This is a genomic window from Salmonella sp. SAL4457 (assembly GCF_046548235.1).
GTDB lineage: Bacteria > Pseudomonadota > Gammaproteobacteria > Enterobacterales > Enterobacteriaceae > Salmonella > Salmonella enterica.
The window spans coordinates 625,766-650,493 of the sequence record NZ_JBGDZO010000001.1 but is presented as its reverse complement, the minus strand read 5'-3'; the positions used below and the strand labels follow the sequence as shown (position 1 = coordinate 650,493).

Below are 24,728 nucleotides of genomic sequence, written 5' to 3'. Positions count from 1 at the left end.
TGTAAGGGTGTCATATGCAAACAATTGACGGTAATGGCGCAGTAGCGTCGGTGGCGTTCCGTACCAGCGAAGTTATCGCCATTTACCCGATTACGCCCAGTTCGACAATGGCTGAACAAGCGGATGCCTGGGCCGGTAATGGGCTTAAAAATGTCTGGGGCGATACGCCGCGTGTGGTAGAGATGCAGTCGGAAGGCGGCGCGATCGCCGCCGTTCACGGTGCGTTACAAACCGGTTCGCTTTCTACGTCATTTACATCATCGCAGGGGCTGCTGCTGATGATTCCAACGCTGTATAAACTGGCGGGGCAGCTCACGCCGTTTGTACTGCACGTTGCCGCGCGCACTGTCGCCACACACGCGCTTTCTATTTTTGGCGACCATTCCGATGTGATGGCGGTCCGCCAGACAGGCTGCGCGATGTTATGCGCCGCCAGCGTTCAGGAAGCGCAGGATTTTGCGCTGATCGCACACAGGGCTACGCTGAAAAGCCGCGTTCCGTTTATTCATTTTTTTGATGGCTTCCGTACATCGCATGAAATCAACAAAATTATACCGCTAACGGATGAAACCATTCTGAACCTGATGCCGCAGGCGGAGATCGACGCTCACCGCGCCCGCGCGCTGAATCCGGAACATCCGGTGATTCGTGGAACTTCAGCGAATCCGGACACCTACTTCCAGTCTCGCGAAGCGACCAACCCGTGGTACAACGCCGTTTATGATCATGTTGAAGAGGCGATGAAGGCATTTGGCGACGCTACGGGCCGTCAGTACCAGCCATTTGAATATTATGGCCATCCCCAGGCTGAACGCGTCATCATTATGATGGGCTCCGCCCTCGGCACCTGCGAAGAGGTCGTGGACGAGCTACTGATACGCGGAGAAAAGGTCGGCGTTCTGAAAGTCCGTCTGTTCCGCCCCTTCTCCGCCAAACATTTGTTACAGGCATTACCGGAAACCGTTCGCGCTATCGCCGTGCTGGATCGCACCAAAGAGCCTGGCGCGCAGGCCGAGCCGCTTTATCTGGACGTGATGACCGCACTGGCGGAAGCCTTTAATAATGGCGAGCGCGAAACGTTGCCGCGCACCATTGGCGGCCGTTATGGGCTATCATCCAAAGAGTTCGGCCCGGCGTGCGTACTGGCGGTCTTTAATGAACTCAGCCATGCGAAACCCAAACCACGGTTTACGGTGGGCATTTATGATGACGTTACTAACCTCTCGCTGCCATTACCGGAAAATACCCTGCCCGGCAGCGCTAAACTTGAAGCGTTATTTTACGGTCTGGGAAGCGACGGCAGCGTATCCGCCACGAAAAATAATATTAAAATTATCGGTAATTCTACACCGTGGTATGCGCAAGGTTATTTCGTTTATGACTCTAAAAAAGCTGGCGGGCTCACGGTATCGCACCTGCGCGTCAGCGAGAAACCCATTCGTTCCGCTTACTTAATTGCTCAGGCGGATTTTGTCGGCTGCCACCAATTACAGTTTATCGATAAATATCAGATGGCGGAGCGTCTAAAGCCCGGCGGTATCTTTCTGCTTAATACGCCGTACAGCGCCGACGAGGTCTGGTCGCGTCTGCCGCAAGAAGTTCAGGCGGTGTTGAATCAGAAAAAGGCGCGTTTTTACGTGGTTAACGCGGCGAAAATCGCCCGCGAATGTGGACTTGGCGCCCGCATCAATACCGTCATGCAAATGGCTTTCTTCCACCTGACGCATATTCTTCCGGGCGATAGCGCCCTGGTTGAGCTGCAGGGCGCGATTGCCAAAAGCTATAGCAGCAAAGGACAGGATCTGGTTGAGCGTAACTGGCAGGCATTGGCTCTGGCGCAGGAATCGCTGGCGGAAGTGCCGTTGCAGGCGGTTAATCCGCACAGCGCGCATCGCCCGCCGGTCGTCTCCGACGCCGCGCCGGATTTCGTGAAAACCGTTACCGCCGCCATGTTGGCGGGCCTTGGCGACGCACTGCCTGTTTCCGCCCTGCCGCCAGACGGAACATGGCCGATGGGCACCACCCGCTGGGAAAAACGCAATATCGCCGAAGAGATTCCTGTCTGGAAAGAGGAACTGTGTACACAATGTAATCACTGCGTCGCCGCCTGCCCTCACTCGGCGATTCGTGCAAAAGTCGTTTCCCCGCAGGCGATGGAGAACGCGCCAGCCAGTCTGCATTCGCTGGACGTGAAGTCCCGCGATATGCGCGGCCAGAAATATGTGCTGCAGGTCGCGCCGGAAGACTGTACTGGCTGTAATTTATGCGTAGAGGTCTGCCCGGCTAAAGATCGGCAAAATCCACAGATCAAGGCGATTAACATGATGTCGCGCCTTGAGCATGTGGAAGAAGAGAAAGTGAATTATGACTTCTTCCTCGACTTACCGGAAATCGATCGCAGCAAACTGGAACGAATTGATATCCGCACATCGCAGCTTATTACGCCGCTGTTTGAATATTCCGGCGCCTGTTCCGGCTGCGGTGAAACGCCGTATATTAAACTGCTGACTCAGTTATATGGCGACAGAATGTTAATCGCTAACGCCACGGGGTGCTCCTCTATTTACGGCGGTAACTTACCCTCTACGCCTTATACCACTGATGCCAACGGGCGCGGCCCGGCATGGGCGAATTCGTTATTTGAAGATAACGCGGAATTTGGTCTCGGTTTCCGTCTGAGCGTGGATCAGCACCGGGCGCGCGTCATGCGATTACTGGCGCAATTCGCCGATCGCATCCCGGCGGAATTAAACGATGCGCTGCATGCCGAAGCAACGCCTGACGTTCGGCGTGAGCAGGTCGCCGCATTACGCCAACATCTGAAATCGGTTGCGGGCGCAGAGGAACTGTTAAAGGATGCTGATGCGCTGGTAGAAAAATCAATCTGGCTGATTGGCGGCGATGGTTGGGCATACGACATCGGCTTTGGCGGTTTAGACCATGTGTTAAGCCTGACGGAGAATGTCAATATTCTGGTTCTGGATACGCAGTGTTATTCCAATACTGGCGGCCAGGCGTCGAAGGCGACGCCGCTTGGTGCCGTCACTAAGTTTGGCGAACATGGCAAGCGTAAAGCCCGTAAAGATCTTGGCGTCAGCATGATGATGTATGGTCATGTTTATGTCGCGCAAATTTCGCTGGGCGCGCAGTTAAACCAGACGGTGAAAGCCATCCAGGAGGCCGAAGCCTGGCCAGGACCGTCGCTGATCATTGCCTATAGCCCCTGTGAGGAACATGGTTACGATCTGGCGCTAAGCCATGACCAGATGCGCCAGTTAACGGCGACCGGTTTCTGGCCGTTATACCGCTTTGATCCCCGCCGTGCGGATGAAGGCAAGCCGCCGCTGGCTCTGGACTCTCGGCCACCGTCTGATGCCCTGGCGGAAACGTTGCTTAATGAACAGCGTTTCCGTCGCCTGAATGCGCAACAGCCTGAAGTAGCTGAACAATTATGGCGAGATGCCGCATTGGATTTGCAAAAACGCTATGACTTTCTTGCCTTGCTGGCAGGAAAAGCGGAAAAACCCGGCGCAGATTAAAAAATATTCTAAGGATTAACCTGGAAACAAAAAAAGCCCGAACATCCGTTCGGGCTTGTCAATTTATACGCTGGAAAGCAAAGGTTAACGCAATGGCCCAGCGACAAAATGAATATGTGACAATAAAGGCATATAACAGGCGTAGAATATCGTAACCGAATGATATTGTATAATTTTTATTTCGTATAATACCCCCAAAAGCATTCGTATAAATTATATCTATTTCACTGCGAATTATTTCATTAATTATTGAATTAAACGGTAACATCTCTTTTTAGGTCTTTCCTGACAAGGCAGAAATAACGTTTTAACGTCAACTCGCTGATTATTTACGTGGAATACGCGTAATATTACGTCGCCCTCCCCTGTAGGCAGTCCCCGCAGAGTATCGTGGAGCAGCACCTAAAATGTGACGTATGTCATTGTACATAAAGTGCCTTTAGGGAGTAGAATTTCAGTGGATACTTAAACAGGAGGTTTTATGAACAGAACGATTCTTGTACCCATCGATATTTCAGATTCAGAATTAACTCAACGCGTGATTTCGCATGTTGAAGCTGAAGCAAAGATTGACGACTCTAAAGTGCACTTTTTGACTGTAATCCCGTCTTTGCCCTATTACGCTTCACTGGGACTGGCTTATTCAGCAGAGCTTCCCGCAATGGACGATTTGAAAGCCGAAGCCAAATCGCAACTGGAAGCGATTATCAAGAAATTCAACCTTCCCGCGGACCGCGTGCAGGCGCACGTTGCAGAAGGCTCTCCTAAAGATAAGATTCTGGAAATGGCAAAAAAATTACCGGCCGATATGGTGATTATCGCCTCGCATCGCCCGGATATTACTACCTATCTGTTGGGTTCCAACGCCGCAGCCGTTGTGCGTCATGCGGAATGCTCCGTACTGGTGGTACGCTAAATACCCGAGCCCGCATAAGAGAGTGCGGGCTCAAATCAATCATCATCGCCTAGTGACTGACACTTTTTGAAAACAGATTGATTACGATTACGCCGCAGATGATAAGCAACATGCCAATAATAGCCGGCATATCCAGTTTTTGGCCGAGAAATAACCATCCTATCAATCCAATAAGAACAATCCCTACCCCAGACCAAATAGCATAAATGATACCCGCAGGGATGGTTCGCATTGGGATGGTAAGACACCAGAACGCAATACAATATCCGATGATAGTAACGAGGCTCGGTACCAGACGCGTAAAACTATCTGATAATTTTAATGAGATCGTGGCGATAACTTCTACCACGATGGCGATAAATAGAAAGATTACAGCTTCTTTAGTCATACATCTCTTCGTTCCAATATTTTTCGGGTCGTGATGATATCTTAAGTAATACGGATGACAGAATAAAGACGCTTTTGAACCATTGCGTATCTTGCCATAAAAACGTGCTGGCATTCGTCGCCGTAATCCGTACCATACGCGACATACTTTTGCCTGCTGGCTGTTGACGGCAGGAGCGAACCCGGCATTTATCGCCAGCCAAATGGGGCATGAAACTGCGCAGATGGTGTATGAAATTTACGGTATGTGGATTGATGACATGAACGACGAACAAGTAGCGATGTTGAATGCGCGGTTATCGTAATTGCAAAGTTTGCCCCCAATTTGCCCCATTTAGTACCAGAGAACTGAAATAATGCAAGAAATTCAAAAGAATACAAAGAAAGAGCAATACAACCTCAACAAGTTGCAAAAGCGCCTGCGCCGTAACGTTGGCGAAGCGATTGCCGATTTTAATATGATTGAAGAAGGCGATCGCATTATGGTTTGCCTTTCTGGCGGCAAAGATAGCTATACGATGCTGGAAATTTTACGTAATTTGCAGCAAAGCGCCCCGATCAATTTTTCACTGGTCGCCGTCAACCTCGATCAAAAGCAGCCAGGTTTCCCGGAGCATATCCTGCCAGCCTACCTTGAGCAGCTAGGCGTAGAATATAAAATCGTCGAAGAAAACACCTACGGCATTGTGAAAGAGAAGATTCCGGAAGGAAAAACCACCTGCTCGCTGTGCTCGCGTTTGCGTCGGGGTATCCTGTATCGTACGGCGACTGAACTGGGCGCGACCAAAATCGCCCTGGGCCACCACCGCGACGATATTCTGCAAACCCTGTTTCTGAATATGTTCTATGGCGGAAAAATGAAAGGGATGCCGCCGAAGCTGATGAGCGATGACGGCAAACATATTGTGATCCGCCCGCTGGCTTACTGCCGCGAGAAAGATATTGTCCGTTTTGCTGAGGCCAAAGCCTTTCCTATCATTCCTTGTAATCTGTGCGGTTCGCAACCCAACCTGCAACGCCAGGTGATTGCCGACATGCTACGCGACTGGGATAAGCGCTATCCTGGACGGATCGAGACGATGTTTAGCGCCATGCAGAATGTCGTGCCGTCTCACCTTTGTGACACTAACCTGTTCGATTTCAAAGGGATCACTCACGGTTCCGAGGTCGTCGACGGCGGCGATTTAGCGTTCGATCGTGAAGAGATTCCCTTGCAGCCCGCTGGCTGGCAGCCGGAAGAAGATGACACCTCCTTAGAGGCGTTGCGGCTTGATGTTATCGAAGTGAAATAATCTGCAGGCGTCTCAGCACTCCGCTGAGACGCCATGCTATCGATCATTTTAATAGCCGTACCCGGCATGACTTGCCTTTGATCTTCCCGTTTTGCAACTGCTTCCAGGCTTTTTGCGCTACTGCTTGACGTACGGCGACGTAAACGTGCATTGGATGCACGTTAATTTTGCCAATATCCGCCCCGTCTAATCCAATATCGCCGGTCAGCGCGCCCAAAATATCTCCCGGACGCATTTTCGCTTTTTTGCCGCCGTCAATGCATAGGGTAGCCATCTCTGCGGCCAGAGGGAGTAACGGCTGCCGGGCGGGCGCATTCAGCCAGTTCAGCTTGAGTTGCAGCATTTCTGAAAGAATATTTGCCCGCTGCGCCTCTTCCGGCGCGCAGAAACTGATCGCCAGACCGCTACTTCCCGCGCGCGCCGTACGGCCAATACGGTGGACATGCACCTCCGGGTCCCAGGCCAGTTCATAGTTAACCACCAGTTCGAGCGATTTAATGTCTAACCCTCGCGCGGCAACGTCGGTGGCAACCAGAATGCGCGCGCTACCATTTGCAAAACGCACCAACGTCTGGTCGCGGTCGCGTTGTTCCAGATCGCCGTGGAGCGCCAACGCGCTTTGTCCTACCGCATTAAGCGCATCACAAACGGCCTGACAATCTTTTTTGGTATTGCAAAATACCACGCAGGACGCTGGCTGATGCTGGCTAAGCAACGTTTGTAGCAGCGAAATTTTTTCATGCGCAGACGTTTCGAAGAACTGTTGTTCGATAGCCGGTAGCGCATCTACCGTATCGATTTCAATACGTATTGGCTGCTGCTGTACACGACCGCTAATCGCCGCAATGGCCTCAGGCCAGGTTGCTGAAAACAACAACGTCTGGCGCGTCGCAGGCGCAAAGCGGATCACCTCATCAATGGCGTCACTGAATCCCATGTCCAGCATTCGGTCTGCTTCATCCATTACCAGAATGTGCAGCGCATCCAGCGATACGGTTTCTTTTTGTAAATGATCCAGCAGGCGCCCCGGCGTCGCGACAATGATATGCGGAGCGTGCTGAAGCGAGTCGCGCTGTACGCCAAAGGGCTGCCCGCCACACAAGGTCAGAATTTTGGTATTTGGCAGAAAACGGGCCAGGCGACGTAACTCCCCGGCTACCTGATCCGCCAGCTCCCGCGTCGGGCACAGCACTAATGCCTGTGTCTGGAACAGAGTGACATCAATTCGATGCAAGAGCCCAAGACCAAACGCCGCCGTTTTGCCGCTACCGGTCCTGGCCTGCACACGCACATCATTTCCCGCCAGAATGACGGGTAATGCTGCGGCCTGAACAGGCGTCATCTCAAGATAGCCCAGCTCAGTAAGATTATTGAGCTGGGCGGCGGGCAAAACATTCAGGGTTGAAAAAGCGGTCACAATTTACTCTCGCGGTAACGACTCATAGTCAGCAGGCGCGTATCCTCGCAGATCCGGGCGTTTGATGCGACATTTTAATCGGTTCTTCGTCCGGCGGCGGGTCGGGCATCGGCTGAGGACGGGGAAGCGGCTCAGGAATGGGAACAGGGTCAGTGGGAATCGGGTCCGACAAGGACGAGTGTAGATATAATAAGGTCAAAAGACAGCTCATATTACCCTCCAGAATGTCATTCAGACTCTTAAAGGGTAGACGCAGATAGTCTACAGGCAAAAAAAAGCCGACTAATCTAAGTCGGCGTCGTACGAATCAATTGTGCTATGCAGTAATTCAAAAAAGGAAGTAAGACAATATGGAGCGCAACGCCCATCGCTTGACGTTGCATTCACCTGCGAGAGAGATATTGCCCCGAATAGGTAGATGGTTTATTGACTTCGCTCAAATTTCTCGGCGTTTTTTCACCCGAAATGGTCTGAAAAGCGCTTTTGTTACAACCATTTACTGCGATGCAACCATAAAGTAACACCACCGATCAAGACAACTAACAGAATACAAAACAGAGAAAAGCCGAACCGCCATCCGCCGCCGGGAATACCGCCCAGGTTAACGCCAAATAACCCCGTTAAGAAGGTGCTGGGCAGAAAAACCATCGCCATAAGCGACATGGTATAAGTTCTGCGCGCCAGAGACTCCTGCATCACCTGGGCAATTTCATCCGCCATGATGCCAGTACGCGCGATACAAGCGTCAATTTCATCCAACCCCCTTCCCAGCCTGTCGGCGATATCCTGCATTCTGCGCCGGTGATCGTCGCTCATCCACGGCAGCCGTTCACTCGCAAGCCGGGCATAGACGTCGCGCTGCGGCGCCATATAGCGGCGCATAACAATTAGCTGTTTACGTAGCAATGCGAGGAAACCGCGCGGTGGGATTTGCTGGTCGAGAAGATTATCTTCCAGATCGATAATTTTATCGTGTAGCTCTTCAATAAATTCACTGGCGTGATCGGTTAACGCATCGCACACATCCACTAACCAGCCGCCGCAATCTACGGGCCCGGTGCCCTCCTGCAAATCACTGACCACATCGTCCAGCGCCAGAACCTTTCGCTGACGGGTAGACACAATGAATCGCTCGTCCATATATAAACGCATTGCCACTAATTGATCCGGGCGTTCGTCAGTACTGCCATTAATACAGCGCAGCGTAATGAGCGTCCCTTCCCCCATACGACTTACGCGCGGGCGCGAGCTTTCACCAGCCAGCGCATCACGCACGTTATTGGGGAGTAAAGGCGTTGAAGCCAACCAGCGGGCGCTGTCCGGGTGGGTATAATTAAGATGTAGCCAACAGGGATGCTGACTATCGATCACATCATTATCTTCGAGCGGTTTTACTCCACCACGACCATCCAGTAGCCATGCGAAAACGGCATCCGGCACGTTCACATCCGATCCCTTAATGGCTTCCACAGCGCCTCCACGTTACAACTCTGATGCCGTTAGTCTAGCTTTCGGGAAAGGTTAAGCAATCTCTCATTTTCTCATTGCGCAAAAAGAATGACGGGAACGTGCGAAAAAAGCGCCTTAGCAACAGGCGCTTACCAAACATGTATTATCAGGCCTGGCCGCGCCTGGTGATGGTCGAAAGAGGTGATACATGAGAGCGCGACAGCGCATGTTCACTGTAACCCGGCTGGCTTAAACGAAATTTGTCGGTTTTAGTCTGTAACTCGATCACCTGCGCCTTTAAAACATCCGAAGAAGCAGATAGCGCTTCAACCATTAAGACATTGCTATGGGTTGCGCTTTCCAGATCGCTCAACGCCAGTGTTATCTGGTTAATGCCTTTTTCCTGCTCCCGCGTGGTGGTGGAAATTTCACTCATCAGCACGTTTAATTGCCCGGAACCGCCAACAATCTCCTGCATATTTTTTTCAGCCTCCTGCACTATGGCGGCCCCCTGCCGCACATTGTCATGCGTAACGTCGATCAGCGCCTTGATATTTTTTGCCGCCTCAGCGCTACGATGCGCCAGATTACGCACTTCCCCGGCCACCACGGAGAAACCTTTTCCATGATCGCCCGCCCGCGCAGCCTCTACCGCCGCGTTAAGCGCCAGAATATTAGTCTGGAATGCGATACCGTCAATCAATGAAATAATCTCCGTCATCTGCGAGGCACAGTCGGTAATAGAACGCATATTTTCTGTAACCCGCACCATTAATTCACCGCCTTTACGGGCGCATTGGGTTGCACAATCCGCCTGTATGCTCGCCATTCGGGTATTATCCGCATTGTTTTTGGTACTCGCCGCCATTTCATCCATACTGGCGGCAGTTTGAATTAACGAGGCCGACTGCTGTTCCGTCTTTACGGATAGCGACATACTGCGCGCCGCCAGTTGTTCGGAAAGGGTCATTGCCGTTTGCGAAGAGGATCTGATTTCGCGTACCAGCGCGGAAATATTCTCCGACAGGCTATTAATTCCGGGGATGAGTCGCCCGGCGCAATTATTGCCAAATTCGGAGATATGAATAGACAAGTTTCCTGCTGCGACCTCTTCAATACTTTTCTTCACGGTATTAATCGGCACTACCAGATAGCAGGTCATATACCACCAAAGCAGTAATGTCGAGATCAGATAAATGATATTACACGTAATTAAAATAGGGAGATCGTGCAGAAAGGTTATTTGTAAAGTATCCACCAAAAGAAACGTACATACCATGAATAGAATAATGCATATCCTGACGCTGATATTTCTCAACATTTTTGACGGCCTACAACCAGGATAGGAGACAGGTTTTATTTTTATAGCATTTCAGATATCTATTGCCATTCGTTTCTTTGACATTCTCCATATTCAATACCAGACCATCGCCATTTCCCTTAATGCAACAGATAAAATCATCTATATTCGCTATGCCAGGATATTCATCCAGCCATATTGACAAGTGATGTACTTATCACCATTTTCTGCTTAATAGTTAAGTCGAAAGCCAGTATATTTTAATAGACGCTTAAATAAGCGAATGACTGTTTCTCCGTGTTATTACCGTGGACAGCGTTATCGCCCGTTCTCTTGCAGAATCCTGAGCGTTTGGATGAGGCGTTATATCAGGCATAAAATCGGGTTCGCGCGAGCTTGCGCTGGCGGTCCTGTCCGCCAGCGGCAACGATTTACCGACTACGCTTCGCATGGCGCTCCCAGTTATCCTGTTTAGCCTGCACCGTTTTACGTAACGCGACATAACATGCCCCGCCGCCGCCATGGTGCGGCAGCGCCGAACAATAAGCCTGTACATCTTCAAACTCTGTCAACCAGCGGGCCACATAGCTTCGGACGATATTGGCATGCGACTTCGCCTCTCGCCCTTTACCATGAATGATCAGGACATTACGCAACCCCTCTTTCTGCGCCTCCAGGATAAAACGAAACAGCATTTTTCGGCACGTTTCGACCGGCTGGCGTAACAAATTGAGGCTGGCCTGCTGAGGGTATTTCCCACTGCGTAACTTGTCGATGACACCCTGCTGCAATCCTTCCCGACGAAATTCCAGCGGTTCATTCAGCGGCAGAATATCCAGAAAGCCCGTCGTCAGGAAATTATCAAGCTGAAGCGTGTCGATACGCTGGGGCGTTTTAAGATTACGCGTTGGCTGCCAGTGTACATCAGTATGGCGTTTCAGCGGCTGGACATCCTCCATGGCGTCAAGAAACAGCGCTTTATCGTCAAGGTTCATGGTTCATCCTCCAGCGTTTTTGCGACTGCCGTTATCATAACCGTGCCCTGTTATACCGACAACGGTTTACAGTTATTTCCAATAACAGCGACAATGTCAGGCAATTAACCGCCTCGCCAGGCTCTCTTTTTCTCCGCCTACGATATTACTGTCGCTAAATGTGTTATCCCTGACTATCTTTTAAGGAGTATGGTTGCGGGTATTCCTGGCATGATATCTTGTCTCTTACGTTAGATTAAGACGATGTGAGAGAACGGATGCTGAGATTACTTGAAGAGAAGATAGCCACGCCATTAGGACCGTTATGGGTGGTTTGCGATGAGCAGTTTCGACTGCGGGCCATTGAGTGGGAACAGTACCGCGATCGTATGGAGCAACTGCTAAATATCCACTACCGTCACGAAGGCTATGAACGCGTTTCTGCGACTAACCCCGGTGGACTCAGCGATAAGCTTGCAGATTATTTTGCAGGCAATCTCGCCGTAATTGATACCCTGGAAACCGCCACGGGGGGCACACCTTTTCAACGGGAAGTATGGCAGGCGTTGCGCGCTATCCCCTGCGGGCAGGTGATGCACTATGGTCAACTGGCGGCGCAACTGGGACGACCGGGCGCCGCACGCGCAGTCGGTGCTGCGAATGGTGCTAACCCCATCAGTATTGTTGTTCCCTGCCATCGCGTCATCGGGCGTAACGGCACTCTGACCGGATACGCAGGCGGCGTGCAGCGAAAAGAGTGGCTATTACGCCATGAAGGCTATCTTTTATTATGAATATACAGGCAAAAAGTGCCTTATCGGTCACACTTTTATGTAAAGCAACAACAAATAAATTACGTGTTTTCAAATAGATAAAAGTATTCATCAAACTTATACTTGAATTATTCCTTCTCCGGGATAGCTCAGACTTACGCGCTCACCAAAAAGATGTTAAAATTGACAAATATCAATTACGGCTTGAGCAGACCTATGATCCCGGAAAAGCGAATTATACGGCGCATTCAGTCTGGCGGTTGTGCTATCCATTGCCAGGATTGCAGTATCAGCCAGCTTTGCATCCCGTTCACACTTAACGAGCATGAGCTTGATCAGCTTGATAATATCATCGAGCGCAAAAAGCCCATTCAGAAAGGGCAAACTCTGTTTAAAGCAGGTGATGAACTGAAATCGCTCTATGCTATCCGCTCCGGAACGATTAAGAGCTACACCATTACCGAGCAAGGCGATGAGCAGATTACTGGATTCCATTTAGCAGGCGACCTGGTGGGTTTTGACGCCATTGGCAGCGGTCATCATCCGAGCTTTGCACAGGCGCTGGAAACCTCAATGGTATGTGAAATCCCCTTTGAGACGCTGGATGACCTGTCCGGCAAAATGCCTAACCTGCGTCAGCAAATGATGCGTCTGATGAGCGGTGAAATTAAAGGCGATCAGGATATGATCCTGTTATTGTCGAAGAAAAACGCCGAAGAACGTCTGGCTGCGTTTATTTACAACCTGTCCCGCCGCTTTGCGCAGCGTGGTTTCTCACCGCGTGAATTCCGCCTGACAATGACCCGTGGCGATATCGGCAACTATCTGGGCTTAACGGTCGAAACCATTAGCCGTCTGCTGGGGCGTTTCCAGAAAAGCGGCATGCTGGCGGTGAAAGGTAAGTATATTACTATTGAAAACAGCGATGCGCTGGCAGCCCTCGCCGGTCATACCCGCAACGTCGCTTAAACGTCAGCTAAACCATTGATGTTATCTTCTGCCATATCGTTAAATTTTTCTCATTTATTGATCTGGCAGAAGCGCTTCCTCTGTTTCATTCACCATATTTGAGTTACTCTTTAGTTACAAACTGCGATGACAGTTGTAAGGAGACCCTGTATGGCTATGTATCAAAATATGCTGGTGGTCATCGATCCCAATCAGGACGACCAACCCGCATTACGGCGAGCAGTTTATTTGCATCAACGGATTGGCGGCAAAATTAAAGCTTTCCTGCCTATTTACGATTTCTCGTATGAGATGACCACCCTGCTTTCTCCTGACGAACGCACCGCAATGCGTCAGGGCGTAATAAGCCAACGCACAGCCTGGATACGTGAGCAGGCGAAATATTATCTTGAAGCCGGTGTCCCCATTGAAATTAAAGTGGTCTGGCACAATCGTCCCTTTGAGGCCATCATTCAGGAGGTTATCGCCGGCAGTCACGATCTGGTGTTGAAAATGGCGCATCAGCACGATCGACTGGAAGCGGTCATTTTTACCCCTACCGACTGGCATTTGCTGCGTAAATGCCCAAGCCCCGTGTGGATGGTCAAAGATCAGCCGTGGCCAGAGGGCGGCAAAGCCCTGGTCGCCGTGAACCTGGCAAGCGAAGAGCCCTATCACAATGCTCTCAACGAAAAGCTGGTAAAAGAGACCTTACAATTGGCGGAGCAGGTTAATCATACCGAAGTGCACCTGGTCGGCGCCTACCCCGTTACGCCAATCAATATCGCCATTGAGCTGCCGGAATTTGATCCCAGCGTGTATAACGACGCCATCAGAGGCCAGCATTTACTGGCGATGAAAGCGCTGCGCCAGAAATTCAGCATCGATGAAAAAGTTACGCATGTAGAAAAAGGCTTGCCTGAAGAAGTTATCCCGGATCTTGCCGAACATCTCCAGGCGGGGATCGTTGTGCTTGGCACCGTTGGACGTACCGGACTCTCGGCCGCGTTTCTGGGGAACACGGCCGAACAGGTCATTGACCATCTGCGCTGCGACCTGTTAGTCATTAAGCCTGATGAGTATCAAACACCGGTTGAACTGGACGACGAGGACGATTAATCCCTCTTCCGTCCTGCCGGATGGCGCTGCCATCCGGCCAATACCTCATTCCTGTTACTCATCTCCGCCGAGGAAATAGATCCCCAAAGGAATCGCCAGCAGAATAGTGAACACCAGACTGTAAACGAAAATCATTGCCGACTGAATGGCATACATAGAGCTTGTCCACTCGGACAGTGGAATATGATATTGCTCAATCACACCGCCGATAGTCGCGCGCGTTACCACCGATGCCGCAACGATAAACACTGCCAGCAGGCATAACAGAAATTTTTTCCCCTTCGCCGATTTCAGCTTCATCATGATCATAGTATTGTCCTTTACAGATGACTTTGTTACCTGATAGCAACAATACCATGACAATCACGCGATGTCTGCTCCATAAAACGTGACATTGTATTTACATAAAAAGTAAACCGCTGAGATTAAAGCTGATAGCACTATTTCTTCTTTTTACTTATCGATGATCTACGCGTTTATCCTGGGTAAAATACCTGTTAATCAGGTCATTCTGAGCTGTTATCGTAGGAAGGAGCGGAAAACAATAATGTTCACTGAATTTTTTCTCAAAAACGCATTTAATCTGGCGATACTTTTCAGTTGCGGTATGGCGTTGCTGGTCGTGAGATTTTGGCTCAGCCGTAACGTACAGTGGAAGAAAGGATTCACGTTCCATGCGGCACAGTTTTTTATTTACGCGATTATTATTGGAACCATCGGGAGCATCCTGAATAATGCTATTGAAGATTATAATTTGCGTTTTATCTCTTCCGGGGTCATTGATTTTATCTGCACCTCACTCATTGCGCTTATTCTGACGATAAAACTTTTCCTGATTATTAACCAATTTGAAAAAGCACAGGTCAATAAAGGTAGAGATGTCACCAGTACACGTATTCTGGCACGGGTCATAAAAATAACCATTATTGTCGCGATTGTCTTACTGTATGGCGAACATTTTGGCATGAGTCTGTCCGGTCTGCTGACCTTTGGCGGTATCGGCGGTATCGCTGTTGGTATGGCGGGCAAAGATGTCCTGAGCAATTTTTTCTCCGGTATTATGCTCTATTTCGATCGCCCCTTCAGTATCGGAGACTGGATTCGTTCTCCTGACAGAAATATCGAAGGTACGGTCGCCGAAATCGGCTGGCGAATTACACGAATTAACACATTCGACCACCGCCCGTTGTACGTGCCTAATTCCGTCTTTTCATCCATTAGCGTTGAGAATCCGGGACGGATGACCAACCGTCGAATAAAAACGGTTATTGGATTACGTTACGAAGATGCCGACAAAATTGGCCTCATTGTTGACGCTATCAGAAACATGTTGCAGGCGCACAGCGATATCGATCAGAAACAGACGCTGTTGGTCTATTTTAATGAATTCGCCGACTCTTCGCTGAATATTATGGTGTATTGCTTTACCAAAACAACAGTATGGCAGGAATGGCTTGCCGTACAGCAGGATGTTTACCTGAAAATTATTGCGATTGTCCAGGAAAACGGCGCTGACTTCGCCTTCCCAAGCCAGACGCTCTATATCGATGACCCGGAGGCCGCGCCTGCGATAAAATAAAAGATAGCCGGTGCCCGATAACGCTTATCGGGCACCGAGGCTTCCCTGTCCGAATGACGGGTTGTTAGCGCCTTCCTCACGGTGATCAACGGCTCTTTTCATTCACCGTCATGGTAAATTCAAGCACCTCATTAGTGTCGTTAACGTAGGCATGAGGCATGTCGGTTCTGGCTACAGCGGAGCAGCCCTCCCGAATAATAAAGCGTCTACCGTCGACTGTTAATGTCAGTGTTCCCTGATTAACAAACAGTAATTCACAGGTGTCTGCCGGATGCCCTGCCGATTCAAACTGTTCACCAGGATGCATTATCCATTGCCAGAGTTCCAGCATATCTGGCCCGCTGGTTCCCGCCATCAGTTTTGCGCTGCCGCCTTTCTCGCCGCGCCACAACACCGGAATAGCATCCCGGTCGATAAGATGGACCATCGGCTCGCTGGCGACGTTGACAACATCCGCCACGGACACTCCCATTGCCGCCGCGATCTTACATAACAGCGCAATGCTTGGATTGGCTTTACAGCCTTCAATTTCCACCAGCATTCCTTTACTGACGCCGGAACGCCGCGCAAGCTCATCCAGCGACATCTTTTTTTGGCTACGAAATTGTTTGATACGTTGGGAAACAGCTTCATTTATTGTGCTGACGTCGGCGCCCGCCGTGGTCGATAAGTTGACTTTTTTGGTCATTGGTCGATATCATAGAAGAAAATAGTCATTACAGGATTATGCGATGTCTTCTATGTTACCGTCAATCAGCCCGGAACTGGCCCGTATCGCTCCCGGCTTTCGTGCATTAAGTATTAATGTTATTGCCGCTCCGATTCGCGATGCGCAGGTCGGAGAAATCGCGCTAAAAGAGGCCTGTCAGGCCGTAATTAACGGCCAACCGGCGTGGGCACAGGCGCATATAGACGCCTGGAATGCGGTGTTTAAAGCATTCGGCGCAAAACCAAAGCGCACCCCCTGCTCGGCTGAAGCGCTACGAAAACGCGTGTTGAAGGATGGAACAATGGCGGCGCTGGATCCGGTCGTGGATCTTTATAACGCGGTGAGCCTGCGCTATGCCGTACCGGTAGGCGGCGAAAATAGCGCGGCTTATTGTGGATCGCCGCGGCTGGTTTTCGCAGACGGTAGTGAAACATTTGATACTCTGAAAGAAGGACAACCCGCCACCGAGTCGCCAGAACCGGGCGAAGTTATCTGGCGCGATGACAGAGGCGTCACCTGTCGGCGCTGGAACTGGCGTCAGGGAGTACGTACCCGACTAAGCGCTTCAGATAAAACGATGTGGTTTATCCTTGAAAGCTTGCCGGAAATGCCGGTTGATGAATTGTACGCGGCAGGAAACATGCTGACTGACGGCCTTAAAAAAATGATGCCAGGTTTACGTTTTGAATCCACGTTGATAGGTGTTTGATTGATATTGCGTAACAGGAGAAATACCATGTCGCTGTTTCTGACAAGTTTTATTTTCGAAAAAAAAGAGTACGACGAAGAGTTTTATCAACTGGATGGCTGGATTGAGCGCTATACGCAGTCTATTGATGGCTATATTGGGATGGAAAGCTATACCGATGCCGCCAGCGGAAGAATAGTTAATAATTATTACTGGCAGACCCGCGAATCAATGGAGCTATTGATAAATAATTTACAGCACCAGCAGGCCAAATCACAAAGTCATAAGTGGCTTTCCGGTTACCAGACGATTATTGCAGAAATTCAGGGGTGCCATAACGTTAACCTGCCCCATCCGCTGGCATCATTTTCAGTTCCTTATGCGTGATGCAATAGTATATATATTAAATGTGGGGGCACACAAGAGAATGCCTGCGCCCCTGCATTGCCGGTTATTCGGTTCTCTGTGCAGGGGCGGTGCTGATATAAGTGATTAGTAAACAGGAAGATGAGTGATATCTCGTGGTACACTAACACGCGTAACCACATTGTTTTCATCGCACTCTATCAACGCTCTGGCAAAAATACTGAGCTCATTAATTTTCAGCCCGGAATTATCCAAAAACTGGCGGCAAGCGTAGTCAGAAACAAAGGTTATGCCGGGATGAATATCATGTTCCCGAATAAAACGGGCCTGAGCAAATGGCGTATCCATACTCAGCACATATACCGCCCGGTTTGAGTGGCTACCCGCTGATTTAAGGCGGTCACTATAGTCTTTTACCTGCCATTCACAAACCGGCGTATCCAGTGACGGGACGACAATAATCCGCTTTTTTATCCCCGGGATACAGTAACCCGGTAATAAATTATGGCTCACCAGCCCCTTTGTGCAGGGTAATGGTTCGCCTTCAGCCAGTATACCGGGTTTGAGGGTCAGCTGCGTTTTGCCAAAGGTGACAGCGTGTTCCTGACCCAATGAAATATAATCTTGTGTTGTTGCTGGTGTCATAAAAACTTCTCCTTTTAACGTTTGTATTCTTTTAGCCATAATAATTATTTAGCAATCCGCTAAAAAACCAGGTGAACATCCATAATAAGATGATGGTGATAAAAAGAATTATATTAGTCATAATAATTAATATAGTTTTATAGTCTTCCTCTGATGGAAATTTCTTTCGTGAAACTCATTGCATATTTAAAAGATATGTCAATACGTTCATTACTATGCCCACGATAGGTTATAACTTGTGTATATTTACCTGGAACATTTTCTTTCTTAAGAGGGCCATAATCCCATAAGCCTTTTAAATTTTCACGCGCTACAGTCTTATTAATGTGAACTTCATTTACAGGATTCCCGTCGATATCCTTAACAATAGTTGTGATGGTGGCACTTTCACCCGGCGATAATACAGACTTATCTATACTCATAACTGTTAAATCTGGGCTTGGCGTATTAGATATAGTTTCTGTTTCAATATACTGGAACTCAGATACCGATGGCACAGGCGTGTACCCTGACGCTGAAGCCATATCCGTTTCATTATAAATTTCTAATTTAATCTTTGAACCCCGATGTTCCTTTTGGATATTAAATTTATGCTCACATGGCTTTTCACGTTTAAGTATATGCTGAGAGTTATCTTTATTGATCTGATAATACGTACATACTGTAGTAAAAGTTTCCGCAGACTGATAGTTATTATCCGGATCTCTGATGCCTACATTTCTGGCATTCCTCGCAATAGTCATTCCCGGAAAAGGTGTATACTTTTCAATAGAAAAGCCAAGTCCATTAAACTGCAATTCGTAGGTATCACGAGGTGTTCCAGGCCTGTGCCCAACGCTCGGCGCCGTAGGTGGAGAAAACATCCCGACGGTTGCCGCGGACGTTGTCGACGAATCCGCCAAGACGCTTATCGGCACAGCCGCCAGAAGCAGGCTATAGATAATAAGATTATGTTTCGACATACGCACTGTTGATCCTTTTTAAAACATTAATTCGCATCAGATGCTGCGGTAGAACTCTTGGCATTTTCTTTATCAGAAATAATTCTGACGCGGATATATTTATTCTGTAGCGATTCCCCGTTAAGGCTATAAGGGATAAGCCAGGTGGCCTTTGTCGCACCCGGTACGGATTGCCAGGATTTCATTTCATCCGAGATTTCCCACTGATAATTAAACGCATCAGTACAGTCCGTGTTATTTACACAAAGCGTTCTGGCTCGCATTTCTGTTCCGACGACTGGCGCAGTAACGCTTCCGTTGGCTTCTTCAGTACCCGGCGTAAAAAGCACCTCCACAGAAGTGACCTTCTGCGCAATACTGTCTGACTGCGCTTGTAGTAGTACGGTACCCTTCACCGGATGTTTATCGTCTGGTCCGCTTGCTTCAATATGTAATTTGAGCGAGCGGGCATCATCGCCGATATGGGTCACCAGAACCCGTTCAACCCAATGGCCGTCACGCTCTGTACCACCGAGCGCTTTAAATGCCAGACCCGGCGTATCTGATTGATACTTAATATGACGTGGTTTGAGCGACGCCCACTCCTCTTCAGAACGCTCGCGCACGTAGTGCCACTCAATAACCTTCCCCTCTTCTCCGGCAGGAAGCGGCGTACTGATAACAAAGTTGCCGTCCTCAACCTGAACATCGTCATTGATAACATTTATCCAGGAACGGAAACTGGTCTCATCCTGTGTCACCCTTACCGGGATACGCTCGGAGGTCACGCGAGTACCCCGGCTGTCAGTCACCGTTAAATAAAGGCTATACTCCTGACCGTCGGTCACCGTCAGCGGAAGTTGTGGAAGGATAAGGCCGCTGCCCAAACTCCCCTGAAGCTGAAGTCCGGCGAGAAGCTCCGCATCACCCGACCACTCAACTTTCTCAATCGGGTAACGGCTATCTACCGTCGCCATTAATGTCACCAGCGTCCCGGACAGGCCTGACACCGGCATTGCCATAATGCGGATTTTACTGGCCTGCTCCCGATACGCCATGACGATATCGTAATTACGATCGACAAAGGCACGCCGATTAGTCGTATTCGACGGCGCCCCAACGTTGCGGTAATCAAGCTGTTCATGTAACGGCGTACCGAAGGAATAGTTGACTCTCAGACCGCCCTCTGCCTGCGATCCGCCGTTACCGGCGTCCCGATATCCTGCTCTGACCTCAAGCAAGGGGACAGGATTCCAGACCAGAGCCGCACCTGCGGCGCGGGGATTCCGGCTTAATGTACCGTTACCCAATAGATCAACTTTATCCCCGTAATACTGTTCATATGTCAGCTCGCCACTGAACCAGGGAAAATCGGGAAGCGTGCCTTTTGTTCGCAGATCAAAGCCATATGCCGGACGCTCATCATGTAATTCATGCGCTGCTGACGTTTTCCAGCCGGTGAGAGGGAAATAATAGTTGCCGGAAAAGGCCAGACTGTCTTTATAAACTTCCCCGCCAATGCCGCCACGCAAGTGGGAATAACGGATGTCGGCATCCAGAAACGTATTGACGCCGAGCAGCCATCCATTGACCTCCTGGCGATAACCCATACCAACGTTAACATAGGTGCGGCCATCGAAACTGCTGCTGTCGTGGTCGCGAAAGCCAAGCTGGCCAAAGAGTAAAGACGATGTTGTTTCCTGGACGGGAATAAACATATCGAACTCTGATGAGCGATATTTCGCGCCATCTTCAAGATTGACGCCACCACGGAAAATAATCTCCGGAAAAGCGTTCTTTATCCCCTCGTTCACCAGATGATTAGCGGCTTGCCCTGGTAACGCCTTTATTTTTCCTTTGGCATAATCCTCCAGCGTCCCCTCCTGCAGATGCGGAGAAATAGACGATGCCGTCCCCGCAATCCACGACTGAATTTCATTATCGCTATCAGCGATGACCGGGAGTGAAATCTGACTGGTAACAATGGCCCAGGTTATATATTTAGTAATGGGTTTTTTAGAAAAAACCACTTTATTGTCTCCTGCTATATCCCCCTGCCTGGCAGGGGGAGCATTTAAATAAGATGTTTATTTAGCGATAAAGATCAGCGACGGATAGCGCGTTTATTCTCCGGCGTGGCTTTCGTCGTTTTAGGCGTGACGTGAACACGGAACAATTTATTCTGCTCAGTTCCCTTAATAATATATTTATGTTTTTCAGCGTTGGTATTATTCAGATCGGTGAACTTATCTGGTGTCCCGGCATCCGCCATCTGCCAGGTAAAGTTATAATTACTGACATCGCACTCAGCCGCCGCTGTGGCGGCACATTCCAGTACCGCTTCAAGGGTGCCGCCTACCACTGGAGTGTTGGCGTCATTGGTACCGTTGAGTTCATCAGTCGGTTTACCACTTTCATTCACCACATTGATAGTGACAGAACGTAGCTTATTAGAAATTGTACCGTCTGCGGCGGAGTCGCCGCCCACCCCAGAAGATGCAGAAGTTAATAAGACAGTGGCAGGCAAGAATGCACTATCCGGCGTCCCCGTTGCCGTCTTAATTCGGTAAACGATTTTAATTTTTTTACCACCTGCATCAGCAGGAATGGTAAAAGCCGTCCCGGTTGCCGCCGGGGTTCCAGAAGGATCGGCGGCCTCATTATCCACCAGATACCATTTAATATCGTCGGCATTATTCATTTTATCCAGCGATAAGGGATCCCCATCCTCATCCCTAATAAAAACATCCGCTATCTGGAGGGTTGAACCGGTCGTCAGTTCCCCAGACACTTCTATTTTTTTTGCATTAGTAGTTGCCACAGGACGGTGACCAACAGAAGCAGGTGTAGCAGAAGAAGCCATATCATTGGCTCTGGTATTCGCCACCGCCTCTACTGAGACCACGGATGCACAAATTGCTAACGTTAATAAAGATCTTTTGAAGTACAAAACAATTCCCTTTTATTAAATCATTAGAAATAATTACGAGATTTATAATCTCACGGGCTAAAAATTCAGGGTTATTCAATCATTTTAACCGCCTGTGAAATTATGCCCTTCGCCATGCTAATTACTTAGCTTTACTGGCAAAATCCGATCTCCAAGTGTAAAGTTTATTCAGAAACGTCAAGCAATTTAAATCTTTCTTGTTTTGCCAGAAAAGCTAACAACCCCCCACTGGTTTAATAACACAGTATGTAAAACACCTTAAATATTTATATTTTCGGCTTCAACAAAGAGGAATGATGATGAAAAGAGCCATAATAGTCTCAGTATTAGAGCAAATAGAAAAAAATCTTGAAGAGAGGATTGATATTGAAAAGTTGGTTGTTATAACAGGTTATTCGCGAAGGAGTTTGCAGGATTTTTTTAAAGAAAAGTGTGGCGTCTCTATCGGAAAATATATCAGACAGCGCAAGTTGAGCAGAAGCGCCACTCTGCTAAAGCTGACCTCTCAGTCGGTCACAGATATCGCGTTCAGAATGGGGTTTGATTCAGTGCAGTCCTATAGTCGAGAGTTCAAAAAAACATTTGGCGTCAATCCCAATAACTATCGCAAGGCTGATTTCTGGGATCTCAGAAACCTACGGCCTCCCTACTGGCTTGACTGCGATGAGCATTATCAGTTCGAAATTTGTCAGCTTACGTCAAAAGAAATTTTCGGATTTCAAACATCTCATCAGATCGCAACAAATGACCTTCCTAAAAAAGCGTCGCCTATAAAATGGAAAATTATTCATGAGACGCTCAGGACGTGGGGCGAAAATGTTTATTGTCTCTCGTCTTTTAAGCCGGATAATACCAAAGACCAGGTCATCGCCGTAAGCAGTTTTTTTGGTATGGAACATAATTCCGTCGATGGAGGCAAAATACCCATGTCGAGGGTAATAAAATGTGGTAAATATGCAAAATTCCATTTCGTTGGTCATAAGGAACAATATCAACAATTTTCCAATACAATATATATGTGTATATTACCAAAACTGAATCTTATCAGGAGAGAAGGAGAAGATATTGAATACTTCCATTTGGCCTCCGTCCAAAAGCAACAGAATAATGAATCCATTGTCGATCTTTATTATTACATCCCTGTACTGTAATGACTTCGTACCATCCACGCATTTCATCTGAAAAGTCTTCTCTTTTCAGTACGGTAATAAAACTCTCAGTATTGATTCTGGTAAAATAAGTGGCTATTAATATAGTTAACGTTTTGAAAGAATTGAAAAAATAAATTGCGTGCATGCGACACCGGGGACAGATTTCTGACAGTACTGTACGGTGTAGTGATCAGGTAATATTGGCTACAGTTTACGGTAAAAGCAAAGTCCATACTTTAACTATTAACGGGAGTATGCTGGCCGGGCGGCTTGCGGGGCCTTCATGCTCCCACATTTACAATGTTGGTATGATTACATTCTCTCTATACTTTACTGTGCTAACCTTTTATCTCGTTGAGATACCGTTTAATTTAAATGTTCTCTTTTTGATGTACATTATAAGAGGAGACATTATTCATATTTTCGAAATCAGGGCAGACGATATGTATACAACCATCAGAAACACAACGCTAGCAATGGTAGCTTGTTTTTCGTATATCGCACATGCCAGTACCCACCCTCCTCTTATTATCACCAGGGGAGCCGGAGGAGACGCCTCCGGAGCCGCAGTCATTCATGATAATTGGCGGCATGGCACTCCTGACCTGGTCAATCTTACCGATATCCCCATAGATAAAATCAGACCAGAAAAATACCGTTGTGTACTGATTATTGGGCAAGGAGCTATAAAAGAGATGCTTCTTGCGAACAATGCCTCAGCAATACTTTCCGGAAAAACTGTTGGTCTTTATACTCATCTGATCGATCAGAACACGCTCAGATTACTTCGGCAATTGCAGAACAAAGTGAGATTCAATCTCTTTTTTACCCGCTCGCAGATAACTCTACTAAAACTAAGGAACATTTCAGAATATAATTTTTTGAGTTCTAAAGTAAATAATGTCTGGGGACAAGACTCACTAGCAATTGAAACAGTGGCACCTGACAGGGGTAATATACCGGAAAAAGCGCTTCCCCTCAAAACAACAGATTATGTGATCTGGCTGGGTGGAAACTATACTACTTCCTCTGGTACGCAGCGTATCTTCACAAACGATCAGATTGTTGTAGCCCTGAAACCACTACATAATGTTATTTCATCAAATGCATCGATTGCTATTATGCTTTCACCACGTTTTTTTGATAATAGCATGAGTAAAGAAGCAAAAGTTAAACGACTGAAGGCAGTGCTTAACACCTTTTCGCGAAACAGGGTCACATTTTATATGAGTAAGAAGATGCTTGCTAATCTGAAAGAATTTGATTTGCCTGTTCAACTATCCCCTTCTTACGCAGAGCTGATGCGAATGCCCTGGGCCAGCGCTACCCGGCATTTTGCCTCTGTGGATCAATATAACCTGTTTGCTGATCTCATACCTAAAGTCACGCCGTTTCTTCTTGAACCGAATGATGCCGATCAAGCTCTCTATGCGACGGATTATCTTAATACCCGGCGTGTAAGTCTGACCCAAAATATTCTTAACCATGGTTGTGACTAAATAAAACGCGCAGAATCCGGGATAGTTAGCAATCCAAAACAGACCGTTAGCCATGAGTACTGTTTATCTTCACTATACAGGGAACA

The 24,728-nt window shown here is 48.4% G+C and carries 23 protein-coding genes and 1 pseudogene; 12 read left to right on the top strand and 12 right to left on the bottom strand.

All coding sequences use genetic code 11. The features are described 5' to 3' along the window. Window positions 1-14: 14 nt before the first annotated feature. Entirely contained in the window at window positions 15-3,539 is a 3,525-nt protein-coding gene (gene nifJ, locus ACLJNW_RS03420; RefSeq protein WP_001193240.1) for a pyruvate:ferredoxin (flavodoxin) oxidoreductase, read from the top strand. A 481-nt stretch (window positions 3,540-4,020) separates the two neighbouring features. Next, window positions 4,021-4,455, top strand: coding sequence for a universal stress protein UspF (uspF, locus tag ACLJNW_RS03415; RefSeq protein ID WP_001082301.1), 435 nt, complete (start codon window positions 4,021-4,023; stop codon window positions 4,453-4,455). A 49-nt stretch (window positions 4,456-4,504) separates the two neighbouring features. Here the strand turns inward: uspF and ACLJNW_RS03410 are convergent, their stop codons facing one another. Both ACLJNW_RS03410 and ACLJNW_RS03405 read right to left on the bottom strand, forming a co-directional pair. Then, window positions 4,505-4,843 (bottom strand): SMR family transporter, encoded by a 339-nt coding sequence (locus ACLJNW_RS03410; RefSeq protein ID WP_000159240.1) that lies wholly within the window; start codon window positions 4,841-4,843, stop codon window positions 4,505-4,507. Further along, window positions 4,836-4,988, bottom strand: coding sequence for a hypothetical protein (locus ACLJNW_RS03405; RefSeq protein ID WP_000089155.1), 153 nt, complete (start codon window positions 4,986-4,988; stop codon window positions 4,836-4,838). Before ACLJNW_RS03405 ends, ACLJNW_RS03410 begins: the two co-directional genes overlap by 8 nt. On the opposite strand from ACLJNW_RS03405, the pseudogene ACLJNW_RS03400 reads away from it, so the two are divergent. Continuing rightward, window positions 4,944-5,147, top strand: a pseudogene (locus ACLJNW_RS03400) (tyrosine-type recombinase/integrase); the annotation flags it as partial. The gene ACLJNW_RS03405 and the pseudogene ACLJNW_RS03400 overlap by 45 nt on opposite strands. Window positions 5,148-5,198: 51 nt before the next feature. Then, a complete protein-coding gene (ttcA, locus tag ACLJNW_RS03395) occupies window positions 5,199-6,134 on the top strand; it encodes a tRNA 2-thiocytidine(32) synthetase TtcA (RefSeq protein ID WP_001156218.1) in 936 nt (311 codons plus the stop codon). 43 nt (window positions 6,135-6,177) lie between these two features. Here ttcA and dbpA read toward each other — a convergent pair whose 3' ends face one another. The 4 genes from dbpA to smrA all read right to left on the bottom strand — a co-directional run bounded on the left by dbpA (window position 6,178) and on the right by smrA (window position 11,295). After that, window positions 6,178-7,551 carry an ATP-dependent RNA helicase DbpA gene (gene dbpA / locus ACLJNW_RS03390; protein ID WP_000123700.1) on the bottom strand — a complete coding sequence of 458 codons (1,374 nt, stop codon included), beginning with the start codon at window positions 7,549-7,551 and terminating at the stop codon, window positions 6,178-6,180. 486 nt (window positions 7,552-8,037) lie between these two features. Next, a complete protein-coding gene (zntB, locus tag ACLJNW_RS03385; protein ID WP_000387373.1) occupies window positions 8,038-9,021 on the bottom strand; it encodes a zinc transporter ZntB in 984 nt (327 codons plus the stop codon). 145 nt (window positions 9,022-9,166) lie between these two features. Next, window positions 9,167-10,321, bottom strand: a complete 1,155-nt coding sequence (locus tag ACLJNW_RS03380) for a methyl-accepting chemotaxis protein (protein ID WP_000945605.1) — start codon at window positions 10,319-10,321, stop codon at window positions 9,167-9,169. A gap of 410 nt (window positions 10,322-10,731) precedes the next feature. Continuing rightward, entirely contained in the window at window positions 10,732-11,295 is a 564-nt protein-coding gene (smrA, locus tag ACLJNW_RS03375) for a DNA endonuclease SmrA (protein ID WP_001046799.1), read from the bottom strand. A gap of 257 nt (window positions 11,296-11,552) precedes the next feature. Between smrA and ogt the strand changes: the two genes are divergently transcribed. From ogt to uspE, 3 genes are all read left to right on the top strand, one after another. Next, window positions 11,553-12,068, top strand: coding sequence for a methylated-DNA--[protein]-cysteine S-methyltransferase (gene ogt / locus ACLJNW_RS03370; RefSeq protein ID WP_000945036.1), 516 nt, complete (start codon window positions 11,553-11,555; stop codon window positions 12,066-12,068). Between the two features lie 195 nt (window positions 12,069-12,263). Further along, window positions 12,264-13,016: a fumarate/nitrate reduction transcriptional regulator Fnr gene (gene fnr, locus ACLJNW_RS03365; protein WP_000611914.1), complete on the top strand. Its 753-nt coding sequence runs from the start codon at window positions 12,264-12,266 to the stop codon at window positions 13,014-13,016. A 150-nt stretch (window positions 13,017-13,166) separates the two neighbouring features. Then, a complete protein-coding gene (uspE, locus tag ACLJNW_RS03360; protein ID WP_001262138.1) occupies window positions 13,167-14,114 on the top strand; it encodes a universal stress protein UspE in 948 nt (315 codons plus the stop codon). Between the two features lie 54 nt (window positions 14,115-14,168). On the opposite strand, the gene ACLJNW_RS03355 is transcribed toward uspE, so the two are convergent. After that, window positions 14,169-14,423 carry a DUF2534 family protein gene (locus ACLJNW_RS03355; RefSeq protein ID WP_000605645.1) on the bottom strand — a complete coding sequence of 85 codons (255 nt, stop codon included), beginning with the start codon at window positions 14,421-14,423 and terminating at the stop codon, window positions 14,169-14,171. 238 nt (window positions 14,424-14,661) lie between these two features. Between ACLJNW_RS03355 and ACLJNW_RS03350 the strand changes: the two genes are divergently transcribed. After that, on the top strand, window positions 14,662-15,693 hold the full coding sequence (locus ACLJNW_RS03350; protein ID WP_000493670.1) for a mechanosensitive ion channel family protein: 1,032 nt from the start codon (window positions 14,662-14,664) through the stop codon (window positions 15,691-15,693). An 85-nt stretch (window positions 15,694-15,778) separates the two neighbouring features. On the opposite strand, the gene ACLJNW_RS03345 is transcribed toward ACLJNW_RS03350, so the two are convergent. After that, a complete protein-coding gene (locus tag ACLJNW_RS03345; protein ID WP_000163371.1) occupies window positions 15,779-16,381 on the bottom strand; it encodes a helix-turn-helix domain-containing protein in 603 nt (200 codons plus the stop codon). 43 nt (window positions 16,382-16,424) lie between these two features. Between ACLJNW_RS03345 and ACLJNW_RS03340 the strand changes: the two genes are divergently transcribed. Next, window positions 16,425-17,111, top strand: coding sequence for a B3/4 domain-containing protein (locus ACLJNW_RS03340; protein WP_000097246.1), 687 nt, complete (start codon window positions 16,425-16,427; stop codon window positions 17,109-17,111). A 27-nt stretch (window positions 17,112-17,138) separates the two neighbouring features. Further along, complete coding sequence (locus ACLJNW_RS03335) at window positions 17,139-17,477, top strand: antibiotic biosynthesis monooxygenase family protein (RefSeq protein WP_000051809.1); 339 nt, start codon at window positions 17,139-17,141, stop codon at window positions 17,475-17,477. A 105-nt stretch (window positions 17,478-17,582) separates the two neighbouring features. On the opposite strand, the gene ACLJNW_RS03330 is transcribed toward ACLJNW_RS03335, so the two are convergent. From ACLJNW_RS03330 to zirU, 4 genes are all read right to left on the bottom strand, one after another. Beyond that, entirely contained in the window at window positions 17,583-18,140 is a 558-nt protein-coding gene (locus ACLJNW_RS03330; protein WP_001119107.1) for a redoxin family protein, read from the bottom strand. Window positions 18,141-18,238: 98 nt separating this feature from the next. After that, window positions 18,239-19,069, bottom strand: a complete 831-nt coding sequence (gene zirS / locus ACLJNW_RS03325; RefSeq protein WP_001242934.1) for a two-partner-like secretion system exoprotein ZirS — start codon at window positions 19,067-19,069, stop codon at window positions 18,239-18,241. A gap of 20 nt (window positions 19,070-19,089) precedes the next feature. Next, window positions 19,090-21,072, bottom strand: coding sequence for a two-partner secretion translocator ZirT (gene zirT, locus ACLJNW_RS03320; protein WP_024154612.1), 1,983 nt, complete (start codon window positions 21,070-21,072; stop codon window positions 19,090-19,092). A 74-nt stretch (window positions 21,073-21,146) separates the two neighbouring features. Next, window positions 21,147-21,992 (bottom strand): two-partner-like secretion system exoprotein ZirU, encoded by an 846-nt coding sequence (gene zirU / locus ACLJNW_RS03315; RefSeq protein WP_000273694.1) that lies wholly within the window; start codon window positions 21,990-21,992, stop codon window positions 21,147-21,149. A 293-nt stretch (window positions 21,993-22,285) separates the two neighbouring features. Here zirU and ACLJNW_RS03310 point away from each other — a divergent pair, with 293 nt between their 5' ends. Then, entirely contained in the window at window positions 22,286-23,143 is an 858-nt protein-coding gene (locus ACLJNW_RS03310) for a GyrI-like domain-containing protein (protein WP_077248414.1), read from the top strand. A 389-nt stretch (window positions 23,144-23,532) separates the two neighbouring features. Beyond that, a complete protein-coding gene (locus ACLJNW_RS03305) occupies window positions 23,533-24,642 on the top strand; it encodes a hypothetical protein (RefSeq protein ID WP_023209418.1) in 1,110 nt (369 codons plus the stop codon). Window positions 24,643-24,728 lie beyond the last annotated feature (86 nt).